The sequence below is a fragment of the Pseudonocardia yunnanensis genome (assembly GCF_039534065.1).
Taxonomy (GTDB): Bacteria; Actinomycetota; Actinomycetes; order Mycobacteriales; family Pseudonocardiaceae; genus Pseudonocardia; species Pseudonocardia yunnanensis.
Genome location: NZ_BAAAUS010000024.1, coordinates 476,049 through 495,108, shown reverse-complemented (window position 1 = coordinate 495,108; position 19,060 = coordinate 476,049). Strand labels below are relative to the sequence as shown.

General features: G+C 71.7%; 19 protein-coding genes. 15 read left to right on the top strand and 4 right to left on the bottom strand.

The window, feature by feature from the left end; genetic code table 11:
• Window positions 1-106 precede the first annotated feature (106 nt).
• From ABD743_RS23960 to ABD743_RS23905, 12 genes are all read left to right on the top strand, one after another.
• Window positions 107-1,726: an ABC transporter substrate-binding protein gene (locus ABD743_RS23960; RefSeq protein WP_344724397.1), complete on the top strand. Its 1,620-nt coding sequence runs from the start codon at window positions 107-109 to the stop codon at window positions 1,724-1,726.
• Window positions 1,727-1,822: 96 nt separating this feature from the next.
• Window positions 1,823-2,167 (top strand): ferredoxin, encoded by a 345-nt coding sequence (gene fdxA, locus ABD743_RS23955; protein ID WP_344724396.1) that lies wholly within the window; start codon window positions 1,823-1,825, stop codon window positions 2,165-2,167.
• Window positions 2,168-2,184: 17 nt separating this feature from the next.
• Window positions 2,185-3,228, top strand: coding sequence for an ABC transporter permease (locus ABD743_RS23950; protein WP_241039545.1), 1,044 nt, complete (start codon window positions 2,185-2,187; stop codon window positions 3,226-3,228).
• The gene (locus tag ABD743_RS23945; RefSeq protein ID WP_344724394.1) at window positions 3,221-4,153 is read left to right on the top strand and encodes an ABC transporter permease; all 933 of its coding nucleotides are present in this window, start codon (window positions 3,221-3,223) and stop codon (window positions 4,151-4,153) included. The genes ABD743_RS23950 and ABD743_RS23945 overlap by 8 nt, the downstream gene beginning before the upstream one ends.
• Window positions 4,150-5,289 (top strand): ABC transporter ATP-binding protein, encoded by a 1,140-nt coding sequence (locus tag ABD743_RS23940; RefSeq protein ID WP_344724392.1) that lies wholly within the window; start codon window positions 4,150-4,152, stop codon window positions 5,287-5,289. The genes ABD743_RS23945 and ABD743_RS23940 overlap by 4 nt, the downstream gene beginning before the upstream one ends.
• A 74-nt stretch (window positions 5,290-5,363) precedes the next feature.
• Window positions 5,364-6,968, top strand: a complete 1,605-nt coding sequence (locus ABD743_RS23935; RefSeq protein ID WP_344724391.1) for an ABC transporter substrate-binding protein — start codon at window positions 5,364-5,366, stop codon at window positions 6,966-6,968.
• Window positions 6,965-8,002 (top strand): ABC transporter ATP-binding protein, encoded by a 1,038-nt coding sequence (locus tag ABD743_RS23930; protein ID WP_344724390.1) that lies wholly within the window; start codon window positions 6,965-6,967, stop codon window positions 8,000-8,002. Before ABD743_RS23935 ends, ABD743_RS23930 begins: the two co-directional genes overlap by 4 nt.
• A complete protein-coding gene (locus ABD743_RS23925; protein WP_344724389.1) occupies window positions 8,002-8,850 on the top strand; it encodes a MaoC/PaaZ C-terminal domain-containing protein in 849 nt (282 codons plus the stop codon). Before ABD743_RS23930 ends, ABD743_RS23925 begins: the two co-directional genes overlap by 1 nt.
• Before the next feature lie 101 nt (window positions 8,851-8,951).
• The gene (locus ABD743_RS23920; RefSeq protein ID WP_344724474.1) at window positions 8,952-9,854 is read left to right on the top strand and encodes an SDR family oxidoreductase; all 903 of its coding nucleotides are present in this window, start codon (window positions 8,952-8,954) and stop codon (window positions 9,852-9,854) included.
• A complete protein-coding gene (locus tag ABD743_RS23915) occupies window positions 9,851-10,774 on the top strand; it encodes an amidohydrolase family protein (protein WP_344724388.1) in 924 nt (307 codons plus the stop codon). Before ABD743_RS23920 ends, ABD743_RS23915 begins: the two co-directional genes overlap by 4 nt.
• Complete coding sequence (locus ABD743_RS23910) at window positions 10,771-12,441, top strand: AMP-binding protein (protein ID WP_344724387.1); 1,671 nt, start codon at window positions 10,771-10,773, stop codon at window positions 12,439-12,441. The genes ABD743_RS23915 and ABD743_RS23910 overlap by 4 nt, the downstream gene beginning before the upstream one ends.
• A 17-nt stretch (window positions 12,442-12,458) precedes the next feature.
• The gene (locus tag ABD743_RS23905) at window positions 12,459-13,748 is read left to right on the top strand and encodes an MFS transporter (RefSeq protein ID WP_344724386.1); all 1,290 of its coding nucleotides are present in this window, start codon (window positions 12,459-12,461) and stop codon (window positions 13,746-13,748) included.
• A 28-nt stretch (window positions 13,749-13,776) separates the two neighbouring features.
• Here ABD743_RS23905 and ABD743_RS23900 read toward each other — a convergent pair whose 3' ends face one another.
• A complete protein-coding gene (locus tag ABD743_RS23900; protein ID WP_344724385.1) occupies window positions 13,777-14,055 on the bottom strand; it encodes a DUF6158 family protein in 279 nt (92 codons plus the stop codon).
• A 137-nt stretch (window positions 14,056-14,192) separates the two neighbouring features.
• Here ABD743_RS23900 and ABD743_RS23895 point away from each other — a divergent pair, with 137 nt between their 5' ends.
• Together ABD743_RS23895 and ABD743_RS23890 are read left to right on the top strand one after the other, a co-directional pair.
• Window positions 14,193-16,043 carry a DUF6461 domain-containing protein gene (locus ABD743_RS23895; protein ID WP_344724384.1) on the top strand — a complete coding sequence of 617 codons (1,851 nt, stop codon included), beginning with the start codon at window positions 14,193-14,195 and terminating at the stop codon, window positions 16,041-16,043.
• 73 nt (window positions 16,044-16,116) lie between these two features.
• Complete coding sequence (locus ABD743_RS23890) at window positions 16,117-16,419, top strand: hypothetical protein (protein WP_344724383.1); 303 nt, start codon at window positions 16,117-16,119, stop codon at window positions 16,417-16,419.
• 11 nt (window positions 16,420-16,430) lie between these two features.
• Here the strand turns inward: ABD743_RS23890 and ABD743_RS23885 are convergent, their stop codons facing one another.
• From ABD743_RS23885 to ABD743_RS23875, 3 genes are all read right to left on the bottom strand, one after another.
• Complete coding sequence (locus tag ABD743_RS23885; RefSeq protein ID WP_344724382.1) at window positions 16,431-17,294, bottom strand: Rieske (2Fe-2S) protein; 864 nt, start codon at window positions 17,292-17,294, stop codon at window positions 16,431-16,433.
• An 80-nt stretch (window positions 17,295-17,374) separates the two neighbouring features.
• The gene (locus ABD743_RS23880) at window positions 17,375-18,079 is read right to left on the bottom strand and encodes a DUF1990 family protein (RefSeq protein ID WP_344724381.1); all 705 of its coding nucleotides are present in this window, start codon (window positions 18,077-18,079) and stop codon (window positions 17,375-17,377) included.
• Window positions 18,080-18,084: 5 nt separating this feature from the next.
• On the bottom strand, window positions 18,085-18,300 hold the full coding sequence (locus tag ABD743_RS23875; RefSeq protein WP_344724473.1) for a hypothetical protein: 216 nt from the start codon (window positions 18,298-18,300) through the stop codon (window positions 18,085-18,087).
• A gap of 26 nt (window positions 18,301-18,326) precedes the next feature.
• Between ABD743_RS23875 and ABD743_RS23870 the strand changes: the two genes are divergently transcribed.
• On the top strand, window positions 18,327-19,058 hold the full coding sequence (locus tag ABD743_RS23870; protein WP_344724380.1) for a DUF1990 family protein: 732 nt from the start codon (window positions 18,327-18,329) through the stop codon (window positions 19,056-19,058).
• Window positions 19,059-19,060 lie beyond the last annotated feature (2 nt).

Below are 19,060 nucleotides of genomic sequence, written 5' to 3'. Positions count from 1 at the left end.
ACCTGTCCCGGCCCGCTTTACCCACCCGTTGACCCGTGGCACTTCGCCATACCTGTTACAGCGCAATTCCTACAGCGCCGTTCCTGACACATTGGGGTGTTCTGAGATGCGATTGCGATGTCGCACGTCCCGCGCCGTCGCCGCGGTGGCGCTCGCGTGCTGCGCAGTGCTTCTGAGTGCGTGTGGGGCGGCCGACCGCGGTGCCGTTGCAGCCGGTGCGCTGCAGGCCCGCGATCCCTACGGCGCCGATCTGGCCACCGAGGGCACTCCCCGCACGGGCGGCACACTGAAGCTCGGCATGGACCGGGAGGTCGTCAGCTTCGACCCCACGGTGCAGAACTCGAACATGGCCGCGCTGGCCGTGTACGACTCGCTGCTCAAGGTCGACCCGCACGGCAAGGCCCAGCCCTATCTCGCGCAGTCGATGGACAGCGCCGACGGGGGAGTGACCTGGCGCCTTGGGCTGCGGCCCGACGTGAAGTTCACCGACGGCACCGCCCTCGACGCCGACGCCGTGCTGGTCAACGTGCAGCGCCACATCGACAAACTGTCCTCGCCCGCACACGCCTTCGCCGCGAACATCGCGTCGATGCGCGCGGTCGACCCACTCACCGTCGAGTTCACGCTGAAGGCCCCGCTCGGCGACTTCCCGGTGCTGTTCGCCCAGCCGATCACCTACGGCAGCCTCGGGATGATCGTCTCGCCCGCGGCGCTGCAGCAGTACGGCGACGACATCGGTCGCCACCCGGTGGGTGCCGGCCCGTTCCGGTTCGTGGAGTGGATCCCCGACTCCCGGATCACGCTCGCCAAGAACGACTCGTACTGGCAGCAGGGCATGCCCTACCTCGACGGGCTGGAGTTCCGCCCCCTGCCCGACACCGAGAGCCGCTACGCCTCGATCGAGAACGGCGACGTCGACGTCGTGTTCGGCGGGTACAACCAGGAACTCGTGCGGGCGAGCTCCAACGCCGGGCTCCGCGTGTACTACGGGCCAGGCAACGCAGGCGAGTACCTCTACTTCAACTTCAACAAGGCACCGTTCAACGACCGCAGGATGCGCGAGGCGCTGATCAGCTCGCTGGATCTCAACGCACTGGCGGCGAGCCAGTACAGCGGCCGGCTCGTGTCGTCGACCAGCCTGTTCGCCGAGGACAGCCCGTACCACACGGAGGCGGCGTCGCAGGCGTGGCCGAAGTACGACCCGGAGCGGGCCAAGCAGCTGATCGCCGAGTACAAGGCCTCCGGCGGCGATCCGACCTTCACCTTCAAGACGACCCAGGCACGGGTGCCCTTCGGGGAGTACATCCAGGCCCAGATGGCGGCCGTGGGCATCGACATCAAGGTGCAGTTCTACGACCTCGCGCAGTTCTCCTCCGCGGTGGTGCAGAGCAACGACTTCCAGCTCACCACCTGGGTCGGAGCCTTCGACGTGCCCTACCCGGGCGCGACCCGACTCCTGCACACCGGGGGCAACACCAACTACGGCGACTACTCCAACCCCCAGGTGGACGCGCTGCTCGACGAGGCAGCGCGGACGACTGACGAGGCGGTCCGGACCAACGCCTACCAGCAGGTCGAGCTGCTGGTGGGGCAGGACCTCTCGATGGCGTGGTTCAGCCGCAGTTACCTGTCCACGATCACCAAACCCGAGGTGAAGGGGATCGACCGCTACCCGTCGCGGGACATGTTCTTCGCCACCACCTGGCTCGACGGTGGTCCCGAGTAGGCCGCGCACCAGCACGACACGCACCCGATCCCACCGCACCTAGCGATCAGCACCGCGCCCCATGACAGGGCGCCCCCACGGAAGGGGACCAACGAGATGACCTACGTCATCGGCGAAGCCTGCGTCGACGTCATGGACCGCAGCTGCATCGACGTCTGCCCGGTCGACTGCATCTACACGGGCGAGCGCAAGCTCTACATCAACCCGGCGGAGTGCATCGAGTGCGGTGCCTGCGAACCGGAGTGCCCGGTGGACTCGATCGTGCTGGAGCAGCAGGCGTCCGACGCCGACGCCGGGCACATCGCGGACAACGCCTCGTTCTTCTACGACACGCTCCCCGGCCGTGACGCCCCGCTCGGTGATCCGGGCGGGGCGTCGGCGGTGGGACCGATCGGCGCGGACACCCCGCTGGTGGCCGCGCTTCCCCTCCGGACGAGCTGAGGCGCGCCGTGGCCGACATGACACTGACGTCACAGGCGGGCCCGACCGTGCCCGCCGGCGGCCCGACTCCGCCGGGGACCCCGGCCAAGCCGGCCGGAAGCCGCCGCCCCGCTCTGCGGCGCATCCGCAAGCGGATCGTGCACCTGCTGATCGTGCTGATCGCGGTGACCTTCCTGTCGTTCGTGGTGGTCGACCTGCTCCCCGGTGACGCCGCGGTCGTCGTGGCGGGTGACAACGCGACGCCCGAGCAGGTGCAGCAGGTGCGGGTGGACCTGCAGTTGGACCGGCCGCTGCTGGTGCGCTATGTCGACTGGCTCGGTGGTGTCGTCACCGGAGACCTCGGACGCTCCTTCCGCACGGGACAGCCGGTGGTGGAGGCGCTGGCCCAGCGGATACCGGTGACGTTCGAGATCACGATCGTCGCGCAGATCCTGGCGTTGCTGATCGCGATCCCGCTGGCGGTCTACTCCGCCTACCGGCCGGGCCGGCTGGTGGACAGGGCGTCGATGACGATCGGGTTCGGCGCCGCCGCGATGCCGACCTTCGTGTTCGGCATGGTGCTGATCGTGCTGTTCGCGGGTGGTGTCTCGAGCATCCTGCCGGCCACCGGCTACGTCGGGTTCTTCGAGGATCCGCTCGGCAACCTGAGATCGATCATCCTGCCGTGCCTGACGTTGATGATCGCCGAGGCGGCGGTCTACCGACAACTGCTGCGTTCCGACATGATCTCGACGCTGCAGGAGGACTTCATCCTCATGGCCCGGTCCAAGGGACTGGGACCACGCACGATCCTGATGCGCCACGCGTTGCGGCCATCGTCGTTCTCGCTGATCACACTGTCCGGTGTGAACATCGGCCGCCTCCTGGGCGGCACCGTGATCGTCGAGACGCTGTTCGCCATTCCCGGGCTCGGCCAGCTGATCGTGCAGGCCGTGTTCAACCGCGACTACATGATCCTGCAGGGTGCCCTGCTGTTCGTCGCGGTTGCCTACGTCGTGATCAACATGCTCATCGACCTCCTGTACCTGGCCCTCGACCCGCGGGTGCGTAGAGATGCCTGAGACGACGACTCCGGGAATGACCCCGGACACGACCCCCGGCGACGCCGTCGCCACCCAGGTGCCGATCGCCACTATGGCGGCCAAGGGCAAGGGCAAGCGGATCCAGCGGGCCGGTCGCGCGCCGATCGGCTGGTACATCGCATGGGCGTGGCTGGGCGCGGTGGTGCTCTCCGCCGTGTTCGCTCCGCTGCTGCCGCTGTGGGACCCGGCGGTGCCCGACTACAACAACGTGTTCGGCGGGATCACGCCCCAGCACTGGCTGGGCGGCGACACGCTGGGTCGCGACAACCTGTCCCGGATCATCTACGGGGCACGGGCATCGCTGCTCGTCGGCATCTGTGCCGTCCTGCTCGGTGCGCTGGTGGGCGGCATCCTCGGCATGATGGCCGGCTACTTCGGCGGCCGCACCGAGCGGGTGCTCGCGCTGGTCACCGACGTGGTGCTCGCGTTCCCCGGCCTGGTGTTCATCATCGCCCTGGTCGCCATCCTGGGCTCGAGCCTCACCAACCTGATCATCGGCCTGGCGATCCTGTCGGTGCCCACGTTCATCCGGCTCAGCCGGGCCGCCACCCTGACCGTGGCGCAGCGGGAGTTCGTGCAGGCCGCGCGGGCGTACGGGTGCAAGCCACTCCGGATCATCGCCCGGGAGATCGCACCCAACGTCGTGCTCCCGGTGGCTGCCTACGGCTTCATCATGATCGGCGTCTTCATCGTGGTGGAGGGCTCGTTGAGCTTCCTCGGCCTCGGCATCCCGCCGCCCACGCCGAGCTGGGGCGGGATGATCGCCGGCGGCCGCACCGAGCTGCTCAACTTCCCGCACATCTCGCTGTTCCCCGCCGCGGTCATGTTCCTGACGGTGCTCTCGATCAACTACATCGGTGAGCGCACCCGCAAGCAGTTCGAGGTCAAGGAGAGCAACCTGTGACCGGCACGCGGAGCGAGAACGGCCAGGCCGAGGACGTCCTGGATGCCGGCGCGCTGGGCGATGTCCCGGACGGGGGCGACCTGCTCACGGCCGAGGACGTCGTCGTGCGCTTCCACACCAAGAAGGGCGTGGTGCACGCCGTCGAGGGCGTGTCGCTGCGGCTGAAGGCGGGCGAGGTGCTCGCTGTGGTGGGGGAGAGCGGCTCGGGCAAGACCGTGTTCACCCGCCGTGCGATGGGCCTCATCGGCGGCGGGCGCGGCACCGAGGTGTCGGGCACCGTCACCTACGACGGCACCAAGATCAGCGAGCTGTCGGGCAAGGCGCTGTCGGCGTTCTGGGGCTCGGAGATCGCGCTGATCCTGCAGGACCCGATGACCTCGCTGAACCCCGTCAAGCGGATCGGCGCGCAGCTCACCGAGACGATCCTGCTGCACGACCGCGTCACGAAGAAGGAAGCGCTGGACCGGGCCGTCGAGCTGCTGCGTTCGGTGGGCCTCTCCGAACCCGAGCGGCGCGTGCGCCAGTACCCGCACGAGCTCTCCGGCGGGATGCGCCAGCGCGTGACGATCGCGATCGCGCTGTCCTGCAACCCGCGGCTCCTGCTCGCCGACGAGCCCACCACCGCGCTCGACGTCACCGTGCAGGCCCAGATCCTGGACCTGCTCGCCGACCTGCAGGCACGGCGGCGGATGGCGATGCTGCTGGTCACGCACGACCTGCGGGTGGTGCGCAGCCGGTCGGACCGCATCGCCGTGATGTACGCGGGTCGCATCGTCGAGACGGCGCCCACGCCGGAGCTCTTCGCCGAGCCGAAGATGCCCTACACCGAGGCACTCATGAACGCCGTGCCGCCGATCGCCGGGCCGAACCACGTCCGGCTCCAGGTGATCCCCGGCCGGCCGCCGGACCTCATCAACCCCCCCGCCGGCTGCAAGTTCAGCCCGCGCTGCCCCTACGCGCAGGACAAGTGCCTCACCGAGGAACCGCCCCTGCGCGACGCCGGCTCGCCCGACCACCAGTACCGCTGCTGGTTCCCGGTGGGCAGCCCGGCCTGGGCCGAGGCCAAGGCCCGAAACATCGAACGTGGGACGAGTGCCGCCGGCACGTCCGTGACCGAGGAGATGGTGCTGACATGAGCAAGCAACGGAGCTGCTCACCCGGCCCGCCGGGAGCGACGGGACGGGGGGTCCGCCGAAGAGGGTCGCGCGCCGTGGGCGCGCTCGCCCTGTTGCTGGGCGTGGGGCTGCTCGCCGCATGCGGGAGCAACGTCGCGCCGGCCGCGGCGCCGGGAGCCGGCGACGGGATCACGGCCACCAACCCCTTCGGGGGCGACCTCGCGTCGGAGGGCCAGCCCAAGCGCGGCGGCGTCCTGGTACTGGGCACCGACCGCGAGGCCGTCGGGTTCGACCCGACCGTGCAGAACACCAACCAGGCGGCCATCGCCGTCTACGACTCGCTGATGAAGCTCGGCACCGACGGCACCGTCGAGCCCTACATGGCGGAGTCGATGGAGAGCCCGGACCAGGGCCGCACCTGGCGGCTCGTCCTGCGCGACGGCGTCCGGTTCAGCGACGGCACGCCGCTCGACGCCAATGCCGTGATCACCAACGTGCAGCGGCACATCGACAAGGCCTCCTCGCCCGGCCACAAGTTCACCGAGCCGATCGAGTCGATGCGGGCAGTGGACGCGAAGACCGTCGAGTTCTCGCTCAACGGGCCGTTCGGGCAGTTCCCGGTGACCTTCGCGGGCAGCTTCACCGGCGGCAGCCTCGGCACGATCGTCTCGCCGGCCGCGCTCGCCCAGTACGGCGACCAGATCGCGGCCAACCCGGTGGGTGCGGGCCCGTTCAAGATGGTGAGCTGGACGCGCGACTCGCGGATGGTGCTCGAGCGCAACGCGGACTATTGGCAGAAGGACAAGGGCCTGCCCTATCTCGACGGGCTGGAGTTCCGTCCGCTGCCCGACACCGAGTCGCGCTACGCGTCGATCGAGAACGGCGACGTCGACGAGATCTTCGGCGGTTACCACACCGAGCTGATCCGCGCGCTCGACAACCCGAACCTGCGCGTCTACTACGGGCCGGGCAACGGGGCCGAGTACATCTACTTCAACGTCGAGAAGGCTCCGTTCGACGACCTCAAGATGCGCGAGGCCCTGATCCGCGGCATCGACCTCAACGCCCTCGCCGCCACGCAGTTCCGGTCGCGGATGACCAGGGCGGACGGCTACTTCGGCTCGGACAGCGCGTACCAGACGCCCGAGGCCGCGGCGGCGTGGCCGACGTACGACCCGGAGAAGGCCAAGCAGCTCGTCCAGGAGTACGTGGCCGGCGGCGGTAGCGCCACCGTCCAGTACAAGACGACGAACGCACCGAACCGGGTGGCGTTCGCGGAGTTCCTGCAGGCCCAGATGGCGGCGATCGGCATCACGCTGCAGCCGCAGTTCTTCGACCTCGCGCAGTACTCCTCGAGCGTCGTGCAGAGCCAGGACTTCCAGATCGCCGGCTGGGTGGGTGGCCCGGTCGACGCGGCGTACCCGGCCGCGACGAACCTCTTCCACACCGGCGGCAACGCCAACTACGGCGGCTATTCCAACCCGCAGATGGACACGCTGCTCGACCAGGCCACCGCCTCGTCGGACGCTGCCGAGCGCACGCGCCTGTACCAGCAGGTCCAGCTGCTCGCCAATCAGGACCTGCCCGTGGCGTTCTACAGCCGCGGCTACCTGTCCACGATCACGAAGCCGGAGGTCAAGGGCGTGGTGCGCTACCTGACTCGGGACCAGTTCTTCGCGACCACCTGGCTCGACCGGTGACCGCGCCGCAGGTGGAGGCGACCGCTTCGGCGGCGCATGAGGCGGACGATGCCGACGTCGTGCTCCGGCTCGACGACCTCGTCGTGGAGTTCCCCGCCGGCGGCGGCCGCACGGTGCACGCGGTCTCCGGGATCAGCCTCGACGTCCACCGGGGCGAGACCCTCGGCCTGGTGGGCGAGTCGGGCTGCGGCAAGTCGACCACCGGCCGGGCGATCATGCAGCTGCCCCGGCCCACGGGTGGATCGGTGTTCTTCGAGGGCCGCGACCTCTCCACGCTGTCTGCGGAGGAGCTGCGCCAGCTGCGTCCGAAGCTGCAGATGATCTTCCAGGACCCCATCTCGTCGCTGAACCCGCGCCGGCGCATCCCCGACATCGTCGGTGACCCGCTGGTGGTGTGGGGCCGTGGCAGCGAGCGGGCCAAGGTCGTGCCCGAGGTGCTCGAGGCCGTCGGGCTCGACCCGGCGCAGGTGGCCGACCGCAGGCCGCACCAGTTCTCCGGCGGCCAGTGCCAGCGCGTCTCGATCGCGCGGGCGCTCGTGCTCGAGCCCGAGGTGCTCATCTGCGACGAGCCCGTGTCGGCGCTCGACGTGTCCGTGCAGGCGCAGATCCTCAACCTGCTGGAGGACATGAAGCGCCGCTACGGGCTGACGCTGGTGTTCATCGCCCACGACCTGGGCGTGGTGCGCAACATCAGCGACCGGGTCGCGGTGATGTACCTGGGCAAGATCTGCGAGGTGGGCGAGACCGAGGCCCTCTTCGACAACCCGGTGCACCCCTACACGCGGCTGCTGGTCTCCTCGATCCCGTCGATGGAGACCGCCGGTGCGCCCGCCGAGGTGGGCACCGGCGAGATGCCCTCGCCGGTCAACCCGCCGAGCGGCTGCCGGTTCCGCACGCGGTGCCCGCTCGCCACGGACCGGTGCGCGGCCGAGGAGCCGAAGATGCGGGAGGTGGCGCCGCGGCGCTTCACCGCGTGCCACTACCCGATCCTCGACGGGCTGGTGGCGGACGACGCGGTGCCGGAGGCCGGCTGATGGCAATCGACCCGACGGCCGTCGGGCGCACGGGGGAGCCACGCACCCGCTCCTGGACCTCGACCGACGCCCTGCTCTACGCCGTGGGCGTCGGGGCGGGGCTCGGAGAGCCGACGAGCGAACTCGCGTTCACCACGGAGAACTCCGACGGGGTCGGGCAGCAGGTGCTCCCGACGTTCGCGGTGCTCCTGTCGCAGGCCCCGCCGCCGTCGTTCGGCACGTTCGACCCGGCCCTGCTGGTGCACGCCGAACAGGCCGTCACCCTCCACCGGCCCGTGCCGGTGGAGGGCACGGTCACGGCCACGGCGCGGGTGGCCGGCGTGTACGACAAGGGCTCGGGCGCGCTCGTCGTCACCGAGTCCGAAGCCGTGCTGGCCGACGGCTCGCTGCTCGCCACCAACCGCAGCGCGGTGTTCATCCGCGGCGAGGGCGGCTTCGGCGGCGACCGCGGGCCACGCGACGACTGGGCGGCGCCCGACCGCGCCCCGGACCGCAGCGTGCGGTACGAGACGCGACCGGAGCAGGCGCTGCTCTACCGGCTCTCCGGCGACCGCAACCCGCTGCACTCCGACCCGACGTTCGCGGCCAGGGCGGGTTTCGGGAAGCCGATCCTGCACGGGCTGTGCACCTACGGCGTCACCGGCCGTGCGCTGCTGCAGGAGGCCGCAGGCGGCGACCCCGCGCGGCTCACCGGGATGTACGGGCGGTTCAGCGCCACGGTCGTGCCTGGTCAGGCGCTCACCGTCGAGATCTGGCACGGCGCGGGAGGCGAGGCTCTCTACCGCACCCGCACCGACGACGGCACTGTGGTGATCGACCGTGGGAGGGCCACCATCGGCTCCGCGTGACCGGGGCGCATCTCACCCCCGGTCACGCGGTACGCACGTCTCGTGCGTGATCGGCGACTGAAGGAGGAAGGTTCGTGACGGGAGATCCGGCAGGGGATCCGGTGCTGGCGGGACGGGTCGTGGTGGTGACCGGCTCCGGCCGCGGTCTCGGCCGGGCCTACGCACGAGCGGTCGCGGCCGCCGGCGCCGCGGTGGTCGTGAACGACGTGGACGCCGACGCCGCCGCCGTTGTGGTCGCGGAGATCGCCGCGGCGGGCGGCCGGGCCGTCCCGGTCGTCGCGCCGGTCGGTCCGACGGCCACGGCCGATGCGCTCGTCGCCGCTGCCGTGGAGCACTTCGGACGGCTGGACGCGATGGTCACCAACGCCGGCCTGCTACGCGACCGGACGGTCGGCAAGATGTCCGATGAGGACTTCGACCTCGTGCTCGAGACCCACCTGCGCGGCACCTTCACCTGCGCACGGGCTGCGCTGGCCCGGTTCCGCGAGCAGGGCGGGGGCGGCAGGCTGGTCCTCATCGGCTCACCCGCGGGCCAGCGGGCGAGCTTCGGGCAGACCAACTACTCAGCCGCCAAGGCCGGCATCGTCGGGATGGCGAGAACGCTCGCAGCCGAGGCCGCCCGCCACGACGTCACCGTGAACGCGCTGGTCCCGGTGGCGCTCACGCGGATGGTCGCCACCATTCCCGCGTTCGCCGAGGCCGTGGCGGCCGTGGAGGCGGGCGACCCCGTGCCGTCCCGGCTCCGCGAGGCCGGCGTGGGCACGGCGGAGGACGTGGCCCCGCTGCTCGTCTACCTGCTGTCGGACGCCGCCGCGGGCGTCACCGGACAGGCGCTGGGAATCGGCGGCGACCGGATCACCGTGTGGACGCACCCCACCGTCGCGGCCCAGGTCTCGCGCGAGGGCGGATGGACGGCCGAGTCGATCGCCGAGGTCTTCCCGGAGCAGCTTGCGCCCCACCTGCAGCCCTACACCCCCGACGTGCCAGCGGAGGCCACCCGATGAACGAGCAGCAGCGGCTCGAGCCGACCGATCTCGTCGCCATCGACATGCACACCCACGTGCACTTCTCCACCCGCGCCGCGCAGTCGGAGGAGGGCAGCGCGCGCATGGCGGAGATGAAGAGCCACTTCAAGTCCGACGTGCTCGGCATGGACCTAAACGGGCTCGCGGCGTTCTACCGCGAGCGCCGGATGGCCGCGGTGACGTTCACGATCGACTCGCTCGGCGAGGTCGCCGAGCACGCCCCGACCAACGAGGAGATCGGCGAACTCGCGGCCGAGCACTCCGACGTGATCATCCCGTTCGCGAGCGTGCACCCGCTGCGCGGGAAGGGAGGGGCCAAGATCGCCCGGCGGCTGATCGAGCAGTACGGGTTCCGCGGCTTCAAGTTCCACCCGAGCGTCCAGGAGTTCTACCCGAACGACCCGGTGGCCTTCCCGATCTACGAGGTGCTGGCCGAGCACGGGCTTCCGGCGCTGTTCCACACCGGGCAGAACGGCGTGGGGTCGGGCACCCGCGGGGGTGGGGGCGTCCGCCTGAAGTACTCGAACCCGATGTTCCTCGACGACGTGGCCGTCGACTTCCCGGACATGCCGATCGTGATGGCCCACCCCTCGTTCCCGTGGCAGGACGAGGCGCTGGCCATCGCCGTGCACAAGGCGCAGGTGTACATCGACCTCTCCGGCTGGTCGCCGAAGTACTTCCCGCCCCAGCTCGTGCAGTACGCCAACACACTGCTGCGCAAGAAGATGCTCTTCGGCACCGACTTCCCGCTCTTCACCCCGGAGCGGTGGATCGCCGACCTCGAGAAGACCGAGATCCGCGACACCGTGAAACCGGGCATCATGCTGCACAACGCGGCCCGGCTGTTCGGGCTGGAGGTCGCGGCCGAGCAGCACGAGCCGGCCACGGAACCGCGATGACCGCGGCCGGTCGCTTCGTGAGCTCGACAGCACTCGCCGACAACATCGCCTCGCACTTCGAGCACATCGCCGACCTCGTGCCCGGCCGTGTGGCGGTGGCCGCAGGAGAGCGGCAGCTCACCTGGGGGCAGGTCGACGAGCTCGCCGACCGACTGGCTGGGCACCTGTATGCCCGGGGCATCCGGGCAGGCGACCGGTTCGGCATCAACGCCCGCAACTCGCCCGAGTACCTGGTGGCACTGCACGCGCTGCTGAAGCTGATGGCCGTGCCGATCAACATCAACTACCGCTACCGCGCCGAGGAGGTCCGCCACCTGCTGGCGAGCTCCGGCGCCCGTGGCGCGGTCTCCGACGCCGACCTTGCCGGGGTCGTCGCCGAGGCGGCGGAGCCCGTGGCGGGCTGCGACGTGCTCGTGGAGATCGCGGCGGACGGCATCGGCTTCGGAGCCGATGTCGCCGCCGCCCCGCGGCACCCGCGGCGCCCGCGGGGCGACACCGAGTGGCTGCTGTTCACCGGGGGCACCACCGGATACCCGAAGGCCGTGGTGGGCAGCCAGGCCGAGCGGCTGCGGTCCGTGCGCTCGGGCGGGTTCTCCGCACTCGGCCTCAACCCCGCAGACGGAGTCGAGGCGCTGCACCAGGCGCTCGACATCGAGCCGTTCGGAAAGGGCGGCACGGTGGCCCTGATCGCCCCGCCGCTGATGCACGGCACCGGCCTGTACGGCGCGCTGGGTGCGCTGGCCGTCGGGGCACCGGTCGTGCTGTTGCCCGGCCGCAGCGTCACAGGGGAGGACATCGTGGCCGCGATCGCGCGGCACCGCGTCACCGAGCTGCACATCGTCGGCGACGCGTTCGCGCTGCGGCTGCTCGACGCGCTCGACGCGGCGCGCGACGCCGGCCGCCCGGCCGACATCTCCTCCCTCCGCAAGATGCGCAGTGTCGGGGCGGTGTGGAGCCCCGGGGTGAAGCGCAGACTGCTCGCCTACGCCGACATGACCCTGCTCGACACCATCGCGGCGTCCGAGGGCGGGGTGTACGCACACTCCTCGGTCACCCGGAAGAACGTCGACGAGCAGGACGCGAGCTTCGTGCTCGCCGCCGGCGCGCGCCTGCTCGACGAGGACGACAACGACGTGCAGCCGGGCTCCGGCCAGGTGGGCATGCTCGCCGCCCCGGTCGTGCCCGAGGCGGGCTATGCCGGCGCACCGGAGCAGACCGCTGCCGCCTTCCGCGACCTCGACGGCGTCCGCTACTCGATCCCGGGGGACATGGCCGTGCTCGAGGCGGACGGGCGGCTGCGGCTGCTCGGGCGCGGCAGCTCCGTGATCAACACGGGCGGGGAGAAGGTGTACGCCGACGAGGTGGAGCTCGTGCTGCACGCCCACCCCGCCGTGCGCGACGTCGTGGTGCTCGGCGTTCCCGACCCCCGCTGGGGGAGCGCCGTGGCCGCGGTGGTCTCCCTGGAGCGCGGCACGCACGCGGACGCCGACGAGCTCGCGGCGTTCGTCGCCGAGCGCCTGGCCTCCTACAAGAAGCCGCGCCAGGTCGCCGTCGTGCCCGAGGTCCAGCGGCTCAACACCGGCAAGGCCGATCTGGGCTGGGCCCGCGCGCAGTTCGACCGGCAGCAGAGCGGGGAGCGGGACGCCACGGCGCCGACCGCCCGATGACCCCGCCGTCGACGCGGGTGCGGACGAGGAGCGGCTGGTGGGTGGTGGCGGGCGGCTCGGTGCTGCTCACGCTGCAGAACGGCCTGATCATGAGCGCCTTCGGCGCCTATCTGGTGGCCATCACCGCGGAGACGGGCTGGTCGGCAGGCGTCATCGCGCTGGGCTACGCGATCGTTCAGCTGGGCAACGGGTTCATCTCGCCGATCACCGGGTGGTGCTGCGACCGCTTCGGCACCAGGGCCGTGTCGCGGATCGGCACGATCACCACAGCGGTCGGGTTCGCACTGGCCAGCGTCGTCGGTGAGGCGACCCATTTCGTCGGGGCGGTCGTCGTGATCGCGCTGGGTTGCTCCGCCGCCGGAATGATGCCGCTGACCGTCGCGGTGGTGCAGTCGGTGACCGAGCGGCGCACTCTCGCGCTGGGGCTGTTGCCGACCGGGGTGGCGCTCGGCGGTCTGGCGGTCCCGCTCGTGACCTGGGCACTCGACAGCTTCGGCTGGCGCGCCACGTTCATGGGCGTGGCCGTGGTGATCTTCGTGGTCGGCCTGGCGGCCGGTGTCGTCCTGCCCACCGACAGGGCTCCGCGACCGGTCGTGGGCGCCGCGACGGCCTCCGAACCGGCGGTGGTCGACGGCCCGACGGCCGTGGCCGCGTCCGAGGACCGGGCCGCGAGCGGCGACCACGACCTGCGCAGCGCGCTGCACACCGGCGCGTTCTGGCTGCTCATCGTGGGGCACGGATCCGCACTCGTGGCGGTCAGCGCGGTGAACCTGCACCTCGTGCCGCTGATGACCCATCACCACGGGATACCGCTCGCGATCGCGGGCCTCACCGTCGCGGTGATGTCGGTGGCGCAACTGCTCGGCCAGATCGTCACCGGGTTCATCGGCGACCGGGTCGACAAACGCTGGTACGCGGCGATCTGCATGATGGTGCAGACCGGCGTGCTGATCGCACTCGCCATGGTGTCCGGCATCGGGCTCGTCGTGGCCGCGGCGATCGTCCACGGGGTCGCGTGGGGGTTGCGCGGGCCGACGATGACGGCCCTTCGCACCGACTACTTCGGGATCGGTTCGTTCGGCACGATCATGGGCTGGTCGATGGGCTTCGTCTCGCTCGGGTTGGTGGTGGGACCGCTGCTCGTCACCGCGCTCGCCGACGGGCCTGCCGGCTACCCGGGGGCGTTCGTCGCGCTCGCGGTGGTGACGGGCCTCGGGTCGATCGCGTTCCTCGTGCTGCGCAAGCCCCGCCCGCCCGTCCGTGTGGTGCAGCAGGCGGTCGGGTGCGGGCGGCCCGAGGCGGCCTGAGCGGATTCCGGGTGTTTTCCTGGGGCGCTCAGCCCGGCGATCCGGTGATGTCGCGCCCGGGCACCGGCTGCCCTGCGTGCTCGCGGCTGCCGGCCCGGGTGCGCTGCGGGTCGGGGGCGCTCTCCTCGGGGAAGCGGCGCAGGAACTCCCGCTCGAGGGCGAACATCCGCTGGGTGTGAGCCTCGAGTGCCGACTCGCTGCCGCGGAGCAGCGTCTCGTGCCGGGTCTCGTGTATGTGGGCCAACTCGCGGCGGAGGTCGTCGTCGGCGAGCTCCTGGGGATCGATTCCGTGCGGACGGTCCGTCATACCGCAGGAGTGCCCGCCGAGCGCGCCGACCATTCACCGGACCGGGTGATCGGCGATGCGCGTGATCGTTGAGAATGGCGGCTCCACGACCAAGGGGCGGGTCTGCTGTGGATCGACCGGAACCATCACGACTACCGGTGGCTCGGGCCGCCGAGCCGATGCGCGCGCCGGTGGCGGCCGCGTGGCCTGTCGGTGCGCCGGGCGCGGAGGCCACCGTGCCCGAGCCACCCGACGGCGTCGCCGACGCGCTGGTGGAGATCGTGCTCAGCGCACTGCCCATGGTGGCAGGCCGCATCCCGGCCACGCCCGTGGCGCTCCTCGGCAGGCTGGCGGCGCCCGCCGCCCCGGCCGACCCGCTCCGCCCTGCTCAGGCACGCCGGTCCGGGGTGGACCATCTGCTCGCGGAGCGGCTTCTCGGGGCGCTGGAGCTCACCGTCCCCGACGTGGCGCTCGACATTCCCGACGCGCTGCGCGGCCCCGCGCGTGCCCGGGTGTCGCAGGGCAGGGGTGCCGTCGCCGGCATGTCGGCGAGTGGTGACAGCGAGGCCTACTCGGCCGTCACGCTCCTCGACCAGATCGCACCCGGACTGCGCGAGCTCGTCGCCGGTCTCGTGGGCGCGCTCGCGGAGCACGAGCGCATCGCCCCGCTGTTGGAGGTCCCTCCTGGCGCCGAGCAGGACGTGGCCGCCGCCCACGGCGGTATTCATCTCGCGCTCGCCGTCGTCACGGCGCTGGCGGTGCTCCGGGCGGCTGCGCCCCCGATCCTCGGGGCGGAGCCACCTGTGGTGGTCGGGGTGGCACTGGACGCGGCAACGCGGGTGCTGCTTTCGCGTCCGATGCCCGTCGCGTACGCGGCGGCGCTGCGCGAGCGGCTGCGGGCCGAGTACGTCATCCCGCGGTTCTCGGCGGGCGACGTTCCCGTGCTCGAGCACCGGTTCGCCATGGTCGAGGGCGCCTTCCCAGCCGCTGCAGGGGAGCCGGCGAACGGGCTGGTCCAGGCGGTTCCCGGTGGGATCGTGCTGCGTACGGGCGTGAGCAGCGCCGCGGTGCCGGTGTGGCTGCGGGTGCTGTCGGAGGAACCCACGGTGGTGGACCTGGCCTCGTGGCAGGAGGTCGTCGACATCAGCTACACGGCGGAGGAGGGGGCCGCCTCGCTGCTGGGCCCGGCCGCCCCGGCGCCGTCACACCTGCTGGGGCAGACCCCGCCGTGGCCCGGACCCGTGCGGGCCCGCGTCTCGGCCCGTGGCCGCGACGAGCACGGCGACGGCGGCGAGCGCTACGAGATCGTCGTCTGGCCCGCGCCGCTCGCCGGGGAGGTGGTGCACAAGGCCACCGACCGGCTCGGCCACCGGCTGCGGGGCGAGCCGGAGCCGCCGGTCGTCGCCCGGCCCGAGGTCGCCTACCGCTGGGTGCGCGGCACCGGTCTCGGCCCGGCGGGCACGGTAATGGTCGTCACCGGGGCACAACAGGAGCAGGTACTGGCCGCGTTCGGCGCCGATCCGGCGCAGCCGGTGCCGCTGGCCGAGCTGTTCGGGCAAGCCGGCATCGACCCCTGGGTCGCCGTACTGCCGATCGACGGCGCGGTTCTCGCGCTGGAGTACAACGGCTGGCAGGGGGCGCAGGGGCCGGTGCTCCGGCGGGCATCGGCGCACGGCTCCGCGGCGAGCATGTACTGGAACGTCAACGCGCTCACGAGCCTGTCCTTCGCCCGCGACGGCGAGTTGCTGGCCTCGTTCGAGCCACCCCCGCCCGCGCCTCCCGGCGATCCCGCCGTTCTCGCGGCGCTGGCCGGGCTCGAGCTCGAGGACTACCACGACCGGGTGGAGAAGGGTCTCGTCGCGGTCGAGCGGTTCACCGGTCGCGGGGTGCGCGCCGAGGACGTGGCGCTCGTCGAGGCGGCGGGAATCGCCTACCGCATCCACGGGGTGTCCGGTTCGGACTCGGCCGGCTTCCTCTTCCGGGCGCCGGACCGCTCCGCCGGGAGTTGACCGTCGGCGCTCTCGCGACCGAGACGTTCGGCCCGGGTTGGCCGTTGCCGCGCCCACCAGGCAGGATGGCGGAGTGATCGTCCGACTGGCGGCCGAAGGCGCCGTCGTGCAGGACGCCGACGACCTCGGCCGCCTGCACCTGCAGACCGACCTCGACGCCGACGGTCTCCGGGCCGCGCTGACGACCACGGGCGTCGGCGAGCTGATCGACGCCGACAACGCCTGGCTGGATCTCGCCGTGCTGCGCTCCACGGCGCAGCTGGTTGCGACCGCTCCCGACTGGGCGGACCAGTGGGCGGGCATGACGGCCTATGCGGAGAAGAAGGGCTGGCTGTCGCCGGACGGGCGGTCGGTGCAGGTCCACATCGAGCGCTGACGCCGCGACGGTCAGCCCGTCGGGGCGATCCGGGCCTCCAGCGTCCCGCTCACCACCCGCGCCTCGAAGCGGGGCACGGGTGCGGTAGCCGGGCCGTGCACGACATGGCCGTCGTCGAGCCGGAACTCGCTCCCGTGCCACGGGCACACCACGCGGGTGTCGCCGTCCGTACCCACCACCTCGCCGCCCGAGAGCGGGCCCGCCAGGTGGGGGCAGCGATCGGCCAGCACACTCACCTGCTCGCCGCGTCGCAACACGAAGACCGGCACTTCCCCCGCCGTTCGCCGCACCGGCGTGCCCTCGGGCACCTCGGCCAGCGCACCCAGCGGTTGCCAGCCCTGCGGCGCCAGGTCACTCACGCGGTCGGCGTGGTTGGCCCCGAGGGCGAGGTGGTAGGAGAGGTGGCCGCCGAGGGCGGCGCCCACACTGCTGACGGCGGCTCCGGCCAGCGACAGCAGCCGTCCTCCGCGGCGCCCCCGGGCCCGCTTCCACAGCGCCGCGGCGTAGCAGCTCACCGCCAGCGCGTTCGTCGAGGCGTGTACGAGCCCGACGCGCTGCTGGTCGGGGTGGGCCGCTGACCAGTCGGCCCATCCCGCGGCGGCGGTGGGCGGCGTCAGGAGCAGGCCGGTGGCGATGAGACCGGTGGAGTAGCGGCGGTTCCCGCCGACCAGGTCGATCAACGACGCGGACAACAACGACCCGAGCGTGAGATGCACCAATGCCGGGTGCAGGGGGTGGCCCAGCCAGACGCCGTGCAGCGCGTCCTTCACCCGCCGATCGCGCAGCAGCCGCTGCACCACAGGCCGGACCGCCGCGGCCGGCCGGTCCAGCGCCTCGGCGCGTTCGAGACGGTCGATCTGGTCGAAAGGCTGCACAACCGGCGGATGACCCGTGTCGGCTCCCGGCAAACCCGCTGGTCAGGGGTTCGCCCATGTGGTTGACCCCGCATGCCGGGTCAGCGGCCCGGGTGCGCGAACGGCAGCGTCCACTTCTCGAAGCGGCCCGCCCCTACCCCGCTCGGTGCACGGACGATCCCGTCCGGGCCGGGCGCAGGCGGGCAGGGTGGCGCCTGCATCAGCCGGTGCAGCCGGACCAGCGCGTGCTGGTAGAAGCGCAGCTGCGTGTGCCGCCCGAAGAGCCGGAACCCCGTTCTGACCACCGGGTTCGGGATGGGCGCCTGCCGGGAGTAGGCGATGATCCGGAACTCTACGGTGCCCGTGGCCAGATTCTTCGCCACCTCGTAGGTCAGCCGGCCCTGTTCCAGATGGCCATGCAGGGTCTGGTAGGACCAGCCGATCACCCGCTCGGGCCCGTCGGCGCCCTCGCGCACCTCGTCGTGCGCCGCGGTGATGCGCACCCCGATCACGAAGCGCAGCAGGAGGAACCGGGCCTCCAGCAGCATGTCGCGGCCGACGAGGTCACCTGGCCAACGGAACGCCGCCCGCAGGATGTCGGGGTCGCTGAACTCGTAGGCGTCGACGAGGGCTCCGGCCTGCTCGACCACTCCGCCCGGTTCCGGCTCGCCGGGTGCCTCCCGGCCGAGCACCACCACCCGCCGGTCCTGGTGCCAGCCGTCGACGACGAACGGGGGAGCCTGTTGCTCGTCATAGTTGACCGGACGCCCGCGTAGCTCGCCCACCGTGGCCGCGAGGTCCTGCACGGTGGTCAGCGCCGGTGGCCTGCGCGGTGCACGGCGTCGCCGATCAGCCAGAACATCGGAGGCCACAGCCCGACGAACAGCGCACGCCGCTCCGCGTTGCCCCGCTCGTCCTGGTCCACGGTCTTGGCGCGCAGCCACAGCCCGATGCACAACCCGATCGAGCCGAACGACGCGCCGTACAGCGACAGGGCGGCACGGCGGAGCGCAGGACCAGTGGGGATCACGGGAATCGGGTACCCGAGGTGTCGTGCTCCTACTCCGCCGCTCGCGCCCTGCACCCGGCAGCCTCGCCCACCGGACCGCGATCGTGCTCCGCTGGCCGATCGGGTTGGCGTTGGTGGCCTGGCAATACATGTGGCGCACCACCCCGATCCACCGCTCCGACAGCGAGGGTGACGACCACGACCGTCCCCCGTCGGTGCCGCCCGAGTTGGTCGACGACGACCTGCAACCCGTCGAGGACGGTGTCGGTCCGATGTTCCACCGGCGCTACTCGGTCCGCGTCGAGGGGGCGCTGCAGCACCCCGCGGAGGTGATCGCCGCGCTCGCAGGCGACCCGAACAGTGCCGCTCCCCGCGAGGTGGCGGTGTTCGTGAAGACGCGGGGAGAGCCAGGCACCATGAGCATCGGCGACGAGTTCCTGATCCGGATGCCGGGGCCATGGGACGGGCCGGTACGGGTGGTCGACCGGACGGACACCTCGTTCCGGCTGGCCACCCTGCGCGGGCACCTGGAGGCAGGTCAGATCGAGTTCCGATGCCGTCCGAAGAAAGACACGCTGGTCATCGCGATCGAGGCATGGGCGCGATCGGGCGACCGGCTCTCGCATCTGCTCTACAGCAGGCTGAGGCTGGCCAAGGAGATCCAGCTGAACCTGTGGGTCGAGACCTGCCTGCGCCTGGCGGCCGGCACCGGCGGCCGGGCCCGCGGGGGTGTGCAGGTGCGTACGCGACGGTTGCCCGTCCCCGCCGATGGGTGACG